Source organism: Novipirellula methanifontis (assembly GCF_052161655.1).
GTDB lineage: Bacteria > Planctomycetota > Planctomycetia > Pirellulales > Pirellulaceae > Novipirellula.
Window position 1 is genome coordinate 8,636,379 of record NZ_CP197418.1, and the last position, 16,005, is coordinate 8,652,383.

7 protein-coding genes are annotated in these 16,005 nt (G+C 55.1%); 5 read left to right on the forward strand and 2 right to left on the reverse strand.

Annotated features, from left to right (window positions below; translation table 11 throughout):
- Positions 1–16 precede the first annotated feature (16 nt).
- Together SH528x_RS30770 and SH528x_RS30775 are read right to left on the reverse strand one after the other, a co-directional pair.
- On the reverse strand, positions 17–1,777 hold the full coding sequence (locus SH528x_RS30770; RefSeq protein ID WP_442507247.1) for a TIGR03545 family protein: 1,761 nt from the start codon (positions 1,775–1,777) through the stop codon (positions 17–19).
- Positions 1,774–2,661 carry a TIGR03546 family protein gene (locus tag SH528x_RS30775; RefSeq protein ID WP_442507248.1) on the reverse strand — a complete coding sequence of 296 codons (888 nt, stop codon included), beginning with the start codon at positions 2,659–2,661 and terminating at the stop codon, positions 1,774–1,776. The genes SH528x_RS30770 and SH528x_RS30775 overlap by 4 nt, the downstream gene beginning before the upstream one ends.
- 298 nt (positions 2,662–2,959) lie before the next feature.
- Here SH528x_RS30775 and SH528x_RS30780 point away from each other — a divergent pair, with 298 nt between their 5' ends.
- The 5 genes from SH528x_RS30780 (at position 2,960) to SH528x_RS30800 (ending at position 15,929) form a co-directional block, all read left to right on the forward strand.
- A complete protein-coding gene (locus SH528x_RS30780) occupies positions 2,960–5,824 on the forward strand; it encodes a PD-(D/E)XK nuclease family protein (protein ID WP_442507249.1) in 2,865 nt (954 codons plus the stop codon).
- A gap of 73 nt (positions 5,825–5,897) precedes the next feature.
- The gene (locus SH528x_RS30785) at positions 5,898–8,522 is read left to right on the forward strand and encodes a UvrD-helicase domain-containing protein (protein WP_442507250.1); all 2,625 of its coding nucleotides are present in this window, start codon (positions 5,898–5,900) and stop codon (positions 8,520–8,522) included.
- Positions 8,519–9,796 carry a metallophosphoesterase family protein gene (locus SH528x_RS30790; protein WP_442507251.1) on the forward strand — a complete coding sequence of 426 codons (1,278 nt, stop codon included), beginning with the start codon at positions 8,519–8,521 and terminating at the stop codon, positions 9,794–9,796. Before SH528x_RS30785 ends, SH528x_RS30790 begins: the two co-directional genes overlap by 4 nt.
- Positions 9,796–13,425 (forward strand): AAA family ATPase, encoded by a 3,630-nt coding sequence (locus tag SH528x_RS30795; RefSeq protein ID WP_442507252.1) that lies wholly within the window; start codon positions 9,796–9,798, stop codon positions 13,423–13,425. Before SH528x_RS30790 ends, SH528x_RS30795 begins: the two co-directional genes overlap by 1 nt.
- Before the next feature lie 173 nt (positions 13,426–13,598).
- Entirely contained in the window at positions 13,599–15,929 is a 2,331-nt protein-coding gene (locus SH528x_RS30800; RefSeq protein WP_442507253.1) for a GMC family oxidoreductase N-terminal domain-containing protein, read from the forward strand.
- Positions 15,930–16,005: the final 76 nt, after the last annotated feature.

Consider the following 16,005-nt stretch of genomic DNA (forward strand, 5'->3'; position numbering starts at 1 on the left):
CCCGAAAACCTTGTGGTTAACGCAGCTTCTTCTCGAAGGCGCCTCGTAGCTTGCCCAGATAGACGTCTGCGTCGCCGACTTCGTTCATCACCTTTTGGCTCATCTCTTCGATCGACTTGTCCGCACTGGCTAGCAGCGAACGTGCTTCGCTTTGCTGTGACGTCAACCATTCTCGCAGCGCCAACGTTTGCTCCAAATGAGCCTTATCGACCTGTTCCTGCAGTTTCTGCTTCGATGCCACAAGTTGATCATTGACGGCGTCCTGAGTCGCTCGGCGAAAGACCTGTCCGAGATTGGTGTGCATTTTCAGTGCAAGATCGTTCCACTGGCCGCTGAAGTTGGCATCAATCTCGATGCGATCGACCGCATCCAAACTTGATTGCAACGACTGGACTGCGGCGGATTTAGCAAATTTGGAATCGACAGCAAGCTTCATCTGCAGCCCTGTCTGTTTGCTGACGAAACGGCCTTCGACGTTATCACCTTCACTTCGCAGCTGGACCCACAATTCGCGTTGGCAGCCGCTGATTGTGATTCCCGCTTCGTGTTTGCTGCCTAAACGCAGCGGTTTGGCTTCCATTTGAGGCCAATGCAGTGTCAACAAGTCGACATCCGCACCGCGACGACGATCGACCGCGTATTCGACGCGAACCACATCAGGTCCATCCAATTGGAATTTGACCAGCGTTGGTTCTCGCAACAATTCTGGCGTCGGGGTCAGATTTTCAACGATGCCTTTGAGCGTATACATTTTGCCGTTGGCACGCATTGATCCGCCGACTTCGCAACGACGAACCAGCAAGGTTGAGAGCTGTGCGTTGCCAAGCAAATCAAAATCTTCGCCTCGAATCCGTTCGCTCTCGGGCGCCACGACGGTGTAGTTGGCAATCGTGCGCCCCCCGTCGAGGTAGCCACGAATTTGATCGATCTGTTTTTGCACAGCAAACTTCAACATATCGATCCCAAAGTCGTCTCCATTCTGAAGATCGCCTGGCACAAACTTGTTGACTTTTTGCATGTCGATCTTCTTCGCTTCATCCAGCGAGGCGAGATCCGTTTGCAGTTGTTCGGGCAACGTGTCAATGGCTTGGCGAACCGCCATCAATTCGTTGCGAGCTTGCTTGGCTTGCTCAAGCGTCCGCTGCAATTGCGGCCAATCTCGCAGCGGATTGTCGATACCACGTGCTTCATCACGCACAGAGCGAATTTGTTTTTCCAAATTACGTGCTCGCACGACCAACGAATCGTATTCGCTTTCCCAGCGATCACGGATTTCGCGACTACGGCGAACCGTTTCCAGATTTTCGGTCAGCGCACTTGCTTCGGCGCCAAGCGAATCGGTCGTCGCGGCAATCATGCGAGACAAGAACGAAGGGGCATCCGAAGGCGAAGGAGCAGCTTCCTCTTGTTCGGCGTCATAGTGTCCCGACGAATCTCGATCCGCACCAATTTGCAGTCCGGTGATCTTGCCATCGCGGGCAACCCAGCGGCGATGCAGCATCGCGTCGCCATCAATCACCAATTCGATCGATTCGGCGCGAAACATGTCCTCCATCTCTTTGCCCTTACGAGGATCCGCGACTCGGAAATCCGAATACGAGATGCTCGGGGGAAACAGACCGACATGGGCGCTGCCGATTTCGACTTTGGCACCAGTGGCACTTTCGAACCCTTTGATCGTCACGTAGCTGGCGACCGGGCCTAAGCCCCAACGCAACAACATGATGATCGCGACAACAATGATCAGACGGGTTAGTACAAAACTCCAGCGTATCATGCTGCATCCTTTTGCTTAGAGGTGCGCAATTGACGAAGTAAGTAATTAAGCGCCTCGTCCATCGGTTGCTGATCGGTATCTTCCTCGTCCTGGGTGGCCGAGGGTGTGGTTTCAATGGGGCTGTTCGCCATTTCGGCATCTTTCATGCGAATCACGTCGATTCGCGTCTCGACCGACATACGAGGCATCTGCAAGTGTTCGCTTGACTGGTTTGAATCATCATCAAACGCCGCGTTCACTTCTGCATGGGTTTCCGAATCCGACTTGGAAACGACATGCGATTGATCGATGCGAACGACCATCGGCTGTGTTGCAGCGGCAGCCACCTCGCCTACGCGACGTGGCGTTTGCGGTGCGATGGGTGATGCGGGCTGAAGCACGACGCGGTTTTCTTCGGCGTCGAGTGCCTCATCCGAAAGTGCGTCGATCCGCTCACGTTCGGCCTCGGCGTCCCGAGGTTTGAACAACCGGAACACGGGATAGGTGATCAGGAAGATAGGCAGCACGGCGGCCAATCCGATGACAAAGCTTCCCAACACAACGGTGTTGTTCAGATCGGTCCACGGAACCAGCGGCAGCTTCCAAAAACTGGCCATCTTGGGACCGAGCGTCGGATGCGTCAGAATATAGCTGCCGACGTCATGCGAATACGGATCGAGCTTGGTTGCGGCGAAGGTCGTCCCGATCGTGGTCAATGCCGCCATCGAGTGGTTGATCTTCAGCGACAACAAAACGATCAGCACAAACAGCGCCAACAGATTTCCGTGCGGAATAATGCCCAACAACGCACCGATCGCAACCGCCCCAGCAAGCTGGTGCGGATATTTGCGTCCGGCGATCGCGTGGCGAACGTTACTAAATAATTTGATGGACCAGATGATCATCGCGGTGCGCCTCCATGCGCACGGTAGTGGCTTCCCTGGGACTCCATTTGTTAAGTGTTATCGGCGCTGCGGCGCTAGAACATTCAGCACAGACGGTAAATTTTCCCAAGTCCTTTCATTCTTTCTGAACGGAACCAGGAAAGATGGGCAACCTAGGCTGACTGCTCGTTTTTTTGCCTTACTAGCAAAGAACACTTTTTTCCTGAAAATCACTCCGTTGTGACCAGACGTGTCACTCCGATCGCGACACTACTGTATTTCCGCCTTGGGTCGCATGACCTTTTTTGTCACCGAATCTATGAATCCACAAATCACGACCCAATTTCTTGGCTGGGATGCCCCGCTGCTGCCGCGTGCTGTGGAATCGCTGAAAACGAAGTTTGCGTCGGCGAATCAATTTGATCTGTCGGGACTGATCTGCATTCTGCCCACCTCGCAAAGTTCCTATCGCTTCGAGACGCTGTTGAAGGAAACGGCCGCCAATGCCGATTTGCGGCTGAGTCTGTCCCAAATCCTCACGCTCGGTAGGCTGCCAGAACAACTCTATTCGCCTCGCGCCAAACTGGCGATCGACTTTGAGCAAACGCTTGCATGGTCCCAAGTTCTTGCGGCGACCAATCCCGAGACGCTGAAACCGCTTGTTCCCACATTACCGACGTCCGATGAAGTGGATACTTGGATGGAGCTGGCGGCGACGATTCGGGGGCTGCACGAGGATTTGGCCTCGAACCAACTTTCGTTTGCCGATGTGGCTGCCGCAACCGAAGCCGAAAACGACCAGCGACGATGGACACTGCTTGCGACGTTGTTTGAATCGTATTTAAAACGACTCGCTTCGGCGGGGCTGGCCGACCCACACCACGAACGTCGATTTGCGCTGGCCAAAAAAGCCTGCAAAACCGACTCGACGATCGTGATGATTGGAACGAGCGACTTGAGTCATCTGCAGATTGCGATGCTGCGAGCGATGCAGGGCGAAATCATCGCGATGGTCGCCGCCCCTGAAAACGAAGCGTCGCGATTTGACGACCTCGGCTGTATCGAAACGAGCAAGTGGGCCGATTACCGCTTGCCGATCGAAGATGAGCAATTGATTTCGGCGGGCGATATCGCCGACCAAGCGACCACCGTTGCCGAAGTGATTGCTGAGTTCGCAAAACAATATCCGGTCGACGAAGTCACGATCGGCGTCACCGACGAATCCCAAGTCGGCCCGATCGAATTTGAAATGCGAAGCTGCGGTGTCGATACGTTCCGAAACCTCGGCTGGAGTATTGATCGGACGGCGATCGGGCGGCTGCTGAATTTAACGGCGTCCTATTTAAAAACCCGCTCGTGGCAATCGCTCGCAACCCTGGTTCGGCACGCGGATGTTCACGATTGGATCTGCAAACAGGATCCCGACGCGGCCAAGTCCTGGTTAACGCAGTTGGACCAATTGCTTGCCAACCATTTTCCCATCCAACTTGCAAACGCGTTGCCCGAGGAGGCGAAGAAAAACTACCCCATGGCGATTCAGGTCGCCAAGCGGATCGAAAAATGGATGAGGCCGCTGCAAGGGGCGAACCGCTCGTTAGGGCAATGGTGCGGCGCGATCTCGCAGTGGTTAACGACGCTGTATTCCGAGCAACTCGATTCCGAAGAACTCGCCGACGAGTCTCTGCCGCTGTTCGCTTTCGAAGCGAGTAGCGTTCCCGAAGTCAGCGTCCCGCAAGACCGAACCGCGATGGCGCTGCATTCGGTTCGCGGATTGCTAACGCGGTTTGCCGAGGTCAACGCGGAATTGGATCTCGAAATTGACGGAGCGAGTGCGATGCAAATGATCGCCAATCGCGTGGGCGACCTGCGTGTGGTCGATGCGATGAAGCCTGACGACATTGAAATCCTCGGTTGGCTGGACCTCGCCTTGGATGATGCTCAGGCGTTGGTGGTGCTGGGGCTGAACCATCCGTTTGTCCCCACCGCAGTCACCAACGACGCGTTTTTGCCAGGCACGCTGCGTACTCAATTGCGGATGGCCGACAACGACCGCCGCTTTGCCCGCGACGTCTACAACATGCAACTATTGCTGTCCACTCGCCAATCGGTCCGTTTTATTGTCGGTCGCAATTCAGCCGATGGAACTCCAACACCGCCCAGTCGATTGTTGGCGGCGGCATCGGATGAGGATGTGGCTCGGCGAATCCGCTTGTTACTCGAAAAAAGCCGACCGCGAGTCGTGGTCCAGCACGGCTGGGACACCGCGAACGTCGAATCATCGCTGCCAATCCCCAAGCTCCCCCCTTCGACCGGCACCTGTCCAGTCAAGGCCATGAGCGTGACCGCGTTTCACGATTACTTGGCATGTCCGTATCGATTCTATCTGCGTCATGTGCTGAAACTGAAACCGCTGGACGACATGTCCGCGGAGTTAGCGGCGAACCAATTTGGCGATTTGATTCACGGTGCGTTAGAAACGTTTGGCGATTCCGACGATCGCGATGAAGCCGACGCGGACAAGATCGAAAAAATCCTGCTTCATCATTTGCACCGCTACGCGAGCTTGCGATACAGCGATTCCGCTTCCACTGCGGTGGCTTTGCAAATCCGGCAAGCGGAAAGACGTCTTCGCAAAGTGGCTATCGAACAAGCCAAACGCATCGGCGAAGGCTGGGTGATCAAAGAATCCGAAGCGTCCGTCGATGACAAACAAGACGGAGCCTGCATTGAGGTCGACGGCTTTAAAATGGGACTTCGCGGCCGACTCGATCGCATCGATTACCATCCCGATTCAGGACGCTGGGCGATTTTGGATTACAAAACGCACGGGCACAAACCTGAGAAAAAGCACCTCAAAAAGACCGACGAGGGACTGAAGTGGATTGACCTGCAATTGCCACTCTACCGCATGATGATTCCGTATCTTGGCATCGAAGCCAATCCAACCGAAGTGCAACTCGGTTACTTTAACATCAGCGACAAGGACGAGGAAACGAAGATCAACATCGCCGAATTTGACGAACCGCTGATGGATCAAGCTCGGCAATTGATCCTCGACTGCGTTCGCCGCATCCGTGACGAAGACTTTGCGCCGAGCAGCGATCCGATCCAATACGACGACTACGACATGATCATGCAAACCGGCGTGATGTCCGTCGCCGGCGGAATGGATGATTCCGAATAAGCGGCGTCGTTCTGCCTCGATGTTGCGGTGCCAATTATTGTTGATGTCATTCCCCAACCCCCACGAAATCACCTTGAACGCTTCGACACAAACCAACGCACTTCGCCCGACGCTCGTCCGCGCGTCGGCAGGGACGGGAAAAACGTACCAATTGACCGCTCGGTTGTTGCGAATTCTGCTGCAAGACTCGCCGCCCGAGACGATCCTGGCGACGACGTTTACTCGTAAAGCGGCGGGTGAAATCCTGGATCGTGTGTTGTTGGTCCTTTCCAAAGCGGGCGATGACAACGATGCCGATGCACTGCAGCAATTGCGAGATCAAGTCGGTGTGCCGACGCTGAACCACCAGACGTGCCGTCAATTGCTGCACAAGATCCTGCGTAACATCCATCGCCTGCGGATCTGTACGCTCGACAGTCTGTTCACGCAATTGGCCCGTTCGTTCCCGTTTGAATTGAACCTGCCTCCTGCGTGGCAACTGACCGACGAGATCCAAGAGATGTGGATCAAAGAACAAGCGATCAGCAACGTGGTTTCGATGCTGAATCCGAGCGAGATGACCACCATATTGACGATGCTTGGCAAGGGCGAAATCAAGCGTTCGATTCAGCGTGAATTGATGCAAGTCATCGATACCGCGTACAGTATCCAGCGTCGCAGCGAACAAGAGGTATGGCACAAGCTTGTCGTTCCGAAACGTCCCGAGCAAAAAGATTTAACGCGAGTCGCTGGCGAGCTTCGCCAGGCCGAAGCGAAACAAAAGACGGTGAAAGCTAAGTTGCAAAAGTTGGCGGATGTCACCGAAACGGGCGACTTCAAGACGTTGACCGATGAAACGTTGATCGTGAATATCGCCAAAGCCCGCCGGACCGGCGAGGATGTCAAGTTCGGACGCAGCGTGTTACCCGATGGACTCGACGAGGCACTGGACGTCGTTTACGCAGCCGTGCGAACCGAGGTGCTTAGTTTGCTGAGCGCCCAGAACGAGGCCACTGGCAAGGTGTTGGCGGCCTACGATTTCCACGTCAATCAACTCAAACAAGCCACTTGCGTGCTGGGGTTCGAAGACGTCGCGGTCCGGTTGGCCAACCTGTTTGCCAAGGTCGACCACGCCTCGTTGACCAACCGCATGGACGGCGCGATCGATCACGTTTTGCTCGACGAATTCCAAGACACTTCGCCCGCCCAGTGGCAAGTGCTGCGTCCGTTGGCGATACACGCTTGCGACACCGCCGCAGCGGAGCGTGATGGATCGTCATGGCAGACTGCCCGATCGTTTTTCTGTGTCGGCGATACCAAACAAGCGATCTACGGATGGCGCGGCGGCGTGGCCGAAATCTTTGATGCCGTGACCGACGAGATCGCGGGCATCACCGAATCCGAACAAAACGTCAGCTTTCGTAGCAGTCCCGACATCATCGAGTTCGTCAACACGTTGTTCTCCAACCTTGCTCGTCATCCGATGGCAACCGAAGGCGACGTGAAAAACCCGGCGGACAAATCGGCTCACGAGGCCGAGTCGATTCGCAAGTTTGCGAAACAGTTCCCACCGCATGCAGCCAATAACAAGTCGCTTGCTGGTTACGTGCAAATCGAAACCAGCCACACGGTCAAAGACGGCGACAAAGCGGCTAACGATGACGCTTGTTTTAATGACGCGGCAAAACGAATCGCTGAAATTCACCAGCAATCGCCGCACAAATCAATCGGGGTGCTGACGCGAACCAACGGCGCAGTGGCTCAATTGATCATGCGGTTGGAGGCACTCGATATCGAAGTCAGCCAAGAAGGGGGCAATCCGCTGACCGATTCCGCCGCCGTCGAAACGGTGTTGTCGGCCCTGATGATGGCCGAACATCCCGGCGATGGGCGTTGGCGATTCCACGTCGAACAAACGTTGATGGTGGCCGATCCGTCGCTCAATGAAAACACGATTCGGATGCGAGTCGAACGCGATGGGATTGCTCAAACGGTCGAGTATCTCGCTGGCAAGCTCGCTGCGAACTGCAACGCCCGCGACACGCTGCGGCTGAAACAATTGACGCGGCTTGCCATCGCCTACGAAAACAATCCCGGCCCACGACTACGAGACTTCGTGCGTTTGGTCCGCGAGAAGCGGGTCGAACGGCCTCAGCGTGCTCCGGTGCGAGTGATGACGGTGCATCAATCCAAGGGACTCGAGTTCGATGTTGTGGTGTTGCCACAGTTGGACGGGGCGCTCACACGCAGCAGCGGCAATTGCGTCGCGGACATGAAATCGCTGAGCGAACCGCCCAGCGGAATCACGCGTTATATTGGACAAACGCATTGGCATTTTCTGGATCGCCGCTGGCAACTCGCGTTTGGGGGGCAAGGAGCAAGCTCGATGACCGAGGCGCTCTGTTTGTTGTATGTTGCCATTACGCGAGCCAAGCAGGCGCTGTACATCATCGTTCAGCCGAGCAAGAAAAAGGACTTTCAAGTCAAAACCGCCGCGTCGCTGATCTATCACGCGCTGGGTTGTGACGCAGATCCAACCGCCGACAATGAAACGCTGTATTGTTCGGGAAATCCTGATTGGTACAAAAATGACAAGGGGCCTGCGAAACCGGTCGTCGCTGAAACCGAACCCGTCAAGCACGTCGAGATCCGCTTTGCCCACGCGTCCTCGTCGTCGCGTCAAAGTGCAAACCGCCAACCTTCATTGAGACAGCATTGAGTAAACGAAGAATCTTACATGCCGCGGACATCCATCTGGACAGTCCGCTGCAAAACTTGGAATCGTACGAAGATGCTCCGGTTGACCAAATCCGTGGCGCCTCGCGTCGTGCGCTGGAAAATTTGGTGCGGTTGGCGATCGACGAAGAAGTCGACTTAGTCGTGATCGCGGGCGATCTCTACGATGGCGATTGGCGGGATCAAAATACGGGGCTGTTCTTTGTCGCTCAAGCGGCCAAGTTGACGCGTGCCGGCATTCCGTTGGTGGTCATCCGCGGCAACCATGATGCACAAAACATCATAACCTCGTCGTTACCGCTGCCCAAGAATCCCGACGGCAGCGAGATCATGCTGGCAGCAGAAAAAGTCGATTGCCGCCTATTTGAGTCGATCGGCGTGGCCGTGCACGGTCGCTCGTTTCGCAAGAAAGCGGAAACCGACGATCTATCCAAAACGTACCCCAAACCGCTCTCGGGAATGTTCAACCTCGGACTGCTGCACACCAGTTTGACGGGGGCTGAGGGGCACGACAATTATTCTCCGTGTAAACCGGCTGAATTGACCGCCAAGGAATACGACTATTGGGCGCTCGGGCACATTCACATCCGCGGCGAGCACGGAACCGAGGACGGAGCTCCGATCGTTTTCAGCGGCAACATCCAAGGCCGCCACATTCGCGAATCTGGCGAAAAGGGCTGCGTGATCATCGACATCAATTCCCGCGGCAAATGCACACGAACGTTTCATCCGCTGGATGTCGTTCGCTGGGAATCGTTCGAAATCAATGCCGCGAAAATCGAGCATGTCGATGACATCATCGAAGAGTACGAACAGTGGCTGCAACAGACGGTCAAAACGATCGAGGATCGGCTGCTGGTTTCTCGCGTTTCGATTGTCGGAGAAACACCGATCCACAATGCCCTGCATCAAAGTCGTGGTCGTTTAGAAGCGTCGCTTCGCGCGACCGCGATCACGCACGGTGCTGGCCAAGCGTGGATGGAAAAGTTTCGCTTGCGAACGTCGACGCCTAATCACGAATTGGACATGGGTGATTTGGAAGGACCGCTGGCGAGTGTTTCCAAAATTTTTGACGACCTGCGCAATTCACCCGAGCGTGGCAAATTGATTGCCAATGAATTCGCGGCATTGATCAAGAAAGTGCCCGAACAAGAAGAAAACTTTTCCGCCGACAACGACCAATGGGTCGACGAACTGATTGAATCCGCTGCCGCGGAATTGCTTGGCCGTTTGCAAGGAAGCGAGGACGCGAACTGATGATCATTGAACGACTCGATTTAAAAGCGTTTGGACGTTTCACCGACACCTCGATCGAATTGCCCGACGGTCCGCGGCGGTTGCACATCATCTACGGGCCCAACGAGTCGGGAAAATCGACGAGTCTGCGCGCGATCATGTCGCTGTTGTATGGCATGTCCAAACGCGCCGAAGACAATTACATCCACCCGACGGGGAAGATTCGTGTCGGCGGCAAGTTGTCCGATGGCAACGGCAACGTGCTGGAGTGCCTGCGGCGACGCGGCAACAAGGCGACGCTGCGCGATGCCGACGACAATGAAACGATAGACGATGCGGTTCTCGAAGCGATGCTCGGTGGCGTTGATCGCGAGGCATTTGAGCATCGCTTTGGTTTGTCGCACGAGGAACTCGTTCGCGGCGGGCAAGCCATCCTCGAGGGCGAAGGAGATCTAGGTGAAATCCTATTCGCCGCCGGAGCAGGGGTGAGCCAACTGAAAACCGTGCAATCTCAACTCGATGACTTAGCGGGCAAGCTGTTTGTCGCTGGCGGTACCCGAGGGGCAATCAATCAATTATCTCGCGAAATCGCTGAGAAACGAAAAGAACTCGAACTGGCAAAAATCCCGCCGAGCGACTTCAACGATCTCAAAGACGAACTGGATCGAGAGTGCCAACGTGTCGACGAACTACAGAACTGCGTCAAAGAAGCGGCGGTCGCATTGTCCAAACTGCGAGCCGTCAAAAACGCATTACCGTTGATCCCTCAGTGGCATTCGTTGCTTCAAAAGCTGGACGAACTTGCCGATGCGCCGCGGCTTGACGATGCTTTTAGCGAACGACGCCGCACCGTCGACACTCATCACGAAATCTCGCTGCGACAAACGCGATCGCTCAGCACCCGCGTGGATGAATTGAGCAAGCAGCTGAAAAGCCTCGGAGATGACTCGGCGATTTTGGTTCACGAAGCCCAAATCGACTCGCTGTTTCAGCGTCTCGGTGCACGTGAAGAGGCGCGGACTCAGCGTACGAATCTGCAACGTACTCGCAAAAACCTCGATCGCCGCATGGTCGAAGCGTTACAGGAGCTTTCGGTCGAAATCGTCTCGCAAGAAGAGCAGGCGGTTACCGATGAAATCGATTCGTCGCTAAAGAAACTGCGGTTTGTCGATTCGGTGCGAACCAAGCTCAACGATTTGGCGCAGCAATACGCTGTGATCGCCAAACAACGTGACGACGCCGATGAAAGCCTCCGTTCGCTTACCAAACGGCTTGCCGAAGCCGACGAACAAGCAAAAGAAACCATCGTTCCGGACGATCCCTACTCGATTAGTCAATTAATCGAGTCGGTCGGCTCTCCCGACTCGGTGCTGTCGAATTTGGCTCAGCAGAAATCGGACGTCAAACAACTTCACAACCGCTGTGAACAACTCGCTCGTAAATTGGACACGTTCTGCAGCCCGATTATGTCGGCCGGCGACACCACTGCGGCTTCGTTTGCGGATTCGTTCCACGACACCGCAAAGTTGCGATTGCCAGTGGAATCGGCAATCGAATCAGCCGTCCAGAATCTCGAAAAACGAGAACAGCAACTTGCCGCCGTAACACAGCAGTGGAAGCAACTCGACACGACCGAGCGGGAATTGCAACAGCGACTCGACGCAGTCCAGTCTGTCACGACGCTGCCGAGCGAGGAACAATTGGGCGAGGCTCGTGAGCGTCGCGATGCGATTTTCTGCGACGTGATCGCCGCAAACCAAGCGGGAACGCTCGACACCAAAACGCTGACGCAGTTGCAAGCGGAAATCCGCAAAGCAGATACGTTGGTCGATGCGATGCGGTCTCATCACGAACAGTTGCATCAGCAAAGTTCGATCGAAGAAGAGCTAAAGAAGGCCGCCAACCAAAAAACGCTTTGCCAAACAAACGGCGAGGCAGCGAAAACCGCGTTCCAAGAGGCCCAGCAACAATGGCAATCGTTGTGGGAAGCCTCGGGCGTCACCCCCACCACGCCTGACCGCATGTACCGCTGGATCACCGCGCATGCTCAATTGGTTGAAACGACCGTCCGGCTTGACGAAGCCCGAGAACGCGTGGGTCAACTCGAAGAACGCATTGCCGCCTCGTGCAAACGACTCAATCACGCGATCGAATCAGCCGTCGTCGACAAACCTGTCTTGGTCGGCCATGACGAACCGAGCCTGTTTGACCAGATCGACGCGAATGATTTTTCGTCGCTGTACGATGACGCGGTGAATCTTCGCACGACGCTGCATCATGCTCGCAAACGTTACGACGAACAATTGAAACAACATGACATAATGCGTGAAGAGTTGCCGAGATTGCAAACGCAACTCGAATCGCGTCAACGCGACTACGACACATGGCACTCCGATTGGGCCGCCGCCACGTCGGCACTGGCCGAATCGGTAGACCGCACGCCAGCGGTGGTTTTGGAAAAGATCACACAAATCGACGCGTTGTGTGCCCAGAAACGCGAACGCGATATCTTGGCTCACCGCATTCGATCGATGCTCGAAGACGACAAGACCTACCAAAAAGACGTCGCACGCCTGGCCGCTGAATTAGGCGTCAAGATCGAGGAAAAGGAAGGGGACGTCAGCGACGCCTTCAGCACCGTCAAGCAGCTGTACAACCGATTGCAAAACGAACGTGCCGCGTCACAACAACGCGGTGTTTTGGCCACGCAACTTGCGTCAACTGAAAAGCAACTTGAAACTGCCGAGCAACAGGTGACCGAAGCCGAAGTCGCGATTCAAAAGCTGTGCGAAGAGGCTGGCTGCGACGCGGCGGAACAATTAGTCGAAGTCGAGCAGCGCTCCAAACAGCGGCAGCAATTCGAGCAATCCAAGCAAGCGATCGAAGAACAACTGCGAATGCTTTCGGGCACTGTCGAGCTCGAAGCGTTCGCCGACGAAGTCGCAGAGCACCAACCTGAATTGGTGCAAATTGAAATCGAAAAGATCGAAGCGGATCTTGCCGATAACCAGGACTCGCTCTCCGAAGCTCAGCAAACGGTGGGTGCGTTGCGACTGCGGCTAAAACAAATCGATGGCAGCGATCGGGCTTCAGAACTTTCGCAATCGATTCAATTTTTGACGGGCAAAATGGAGAACGCGATCGAAGAGTTTGCTCGCGTGAAGGTCGCCGCGATGATGCTGCGACAAGCGATCGAGCATTACCGACAAGAAAACCAAGGGCCGGTATTGCAACTTGCCTCGACGATTTTCCAACAACTGACACGAGACGAATATGACTCGTTAAAAGTCGACTTCGACTCACGTGGAAAGGTAATGTTGTTCGGAACTCGCACGCGTAGCGGCGAACCCGATGTGCCAGCCAACGCCATGAGTACGGGGACAGCCGACGCTTTGTATTTGGCTCTGCGTTTGGCCTCGATCGATCATCAATTGACTCGCGGTACCGCGTTGCCGTTGGTAGTCGACGACTGCTTGGTCCAACTTGACGATGATCGAGCGTGCGCCGCAATCACGGCCTTGTCCGAATTATCCGCACGCACGCAAGTGATCATGTTTACCCATCACGAGCATTTGGTGGACTTAGCCGAAAAAACGCTCAAGACGGGCGAGTTCCATGTACACCGCTTGGATGCCGAATGTGTAGCATGATCGCGAGTCCGATTTACCGTCATATTCGACACGAGAAATCGAATTTGTGATTCCTCACACGTTCGCCATGCTTTTCACGATCAAAGCGACTTGCATCTTGCCGATGCCAAGGATTGGGTTGTTCCGGTTGAACAATTCACTACTCCTCTTGATCGCTGACGAGACTGGCAAGGATGCTAGATTTTTCTTCATTGGATGCGTTTTCGCGCCGAGATATCCTCAAGGGTTCTTTGGCTGCGGGTTTTCTACCGTTTGGCCTGGGCGGGAATGACAATCATCCCGATTGTCCGATTCAAAAGATTCGCGAAAAGCGTTTTCCCACGCTTGTTGCGATCATCCATGCGCAAATTGATTCGCTGTGGTGTGGACATCAAGGCGATGACGCCTGCCAAGTCGCTCGTGAAGTGCTGATTTACGCCGAGCATCTGCCCGCGAGATTGCAACTCGGACTGAATGTTGCCCTTTTGTGGTTGAACCTTTACAGCGTCAAACACACCGGCCATCAACTGCACAAGCTTTGCCCTCACGAACTTCGCCGATTGCTCAATCAAGGGGAAACTCCGTGCGATAAACACAGCCCACCCCGCATCGAGTGGACCGACGACCATCTGCTGCATACCGCCGTCGGTGGCGTCACGATGTTGGGACGATTGGTGATCCATTCGCGTCAGCCGGCACGCCAATTGATCGGTGGCGGATGGTCACCTCAGTGCGAGAAGCCTGAGTTTTTAGTGACGATGGATGCGCCGCCATTGGCGGATCTGAACAACCACTATGACGTCTGTATCATCGGCAGCGGGGCAGGCGGAGCAACCACCGCTAGCCGATTGACCGCCGCGGGACTGCGTGTGCTGATTCTTGACGTCGGTGATTTTGTCAGCCCCGATGCATTGATCCAAAAGATCCCGCAAGACGATGGCAGCATCAAACTTTCTCCGCCACGCAGCGACCAAGTTCTGTACCGACTTTACAAAGACGGTGCCGGTCAAATCGCTGGTGGGCTCGGGAATGTTCATTCGAAATTGCAGCTGGCGATCCCGTCGATGCGAAAGAAGATCCCGCCCAAGCAGACCGTTAACGTCTGCCAAGCACGCGTGTTTGGTGGCGGCCCTTACGTCAACAACGCGATTCACTTACCGATCACCGAATCCGTTTTTGAATCGTGGGGCGATCGTCGACCTACGGGCGTCGAATATGCGCAGTTATCCGAACTGATGACGTCGATCTGCGATGAACTTGGCGTCAACACCGAAGTTACAAAGTCGCAAATCAGTGATCGCAGTATGCGGTTTGCCGAAGGGTGTCACGCGCTCGGCGAAGAGGTACAACCGCTGCCCGTGGCGATGCGGCGGCAGTGCCTGGGTTGCGGCAGCGACAATTCGGTCGACAGTTTCGGCGATCACATCGGCGGCATTCATCCTTACAAGGCGGGTGAACCCAACAGCTTCCTGACTCAGTCGATGAACAATCCGGTTCCCGCCGAAGTGTCTTACCGAACCGAAGGCAAAAAGCTAAGGATTCGTCGTGATGAAGCAGGAGCACTCCGAGTCGACGGCATCGACGTATGCCACCGCAGCGAGTCGGGACGCCACACACACACGACGATTTCGGCCAATGAATTTGTCGTCGCTGCAGGAATCGGTGAAACGAACAAACTGCTGAGCCACAGTTTGTCATGTGCGGGACTAAGAAACCAGAATCTCGGTAAACGCTTGACGGCGAACATCGGAACGGCGCTGTATGCGATGTTTGACAAGCCAATTTGGCCATCGAGCAGCACGCGTCCTGAGCCGGGCGTGACACAGTGCTTCTTGGTCGACCGACGCAACATCATGGAAAATGGCAAAATGGTCGAGGAACCTGTGCTGGAAAATTGGTTCCATTTTCCAGGCACGGTCGCGCTGGCGTTAACGGGATGGTTCAAAGAGTTCGCCTGCGTGATGCGAAAGTTCAATCATCTGTCGATGTCGGGCATTGTCGTTCCCACCAAAGTCCGCTGCAGCAACTATGTAGACTCGTGCGGCGATTTCCATCTCGAATTCGACTGTGACGAATTTGAAATGCTGCTGCGTGGTTTACGACGTGTCGCACGGATCTATTTCGCAGCCGCCAAACCAGACGACGGCGTGACATTGCATCTGCCTACCAAATCGATCCTGATGCGGTGTGGTCGTCCGCTACGAATCCGCAACATGGATGACTTTGAGTGGGGGCTGAGCGAAATTCGTCGACGCGGTCCCGCGTTCGTCAATCTACTAACCACGCATCCGCAAGGTGGTGCGTCGTTGGGCGACGTGGTCAATCCCACGACCTTCCAAATGATGACCGACTGTGGTGAAACGATTGAGAACTTGACGGTCGCCGACACCTCGATCTTCCCCGCCGGTTGCGATATCAATCCGCAACTGACGCTAAAGGCTCTCGCGACGTTGGCCGCACAGCAAATCATTCAACGCTCGTCAGCCACGTTGCCACAGCCGACTCCGGCTTTGGCGCGATCATAAAACGAGCGTGAAATTTCGACGTCGCCGACTCCCGAAAGTCTTGGCGACTTTCGCTACGGGGACATCGACGGGGGCG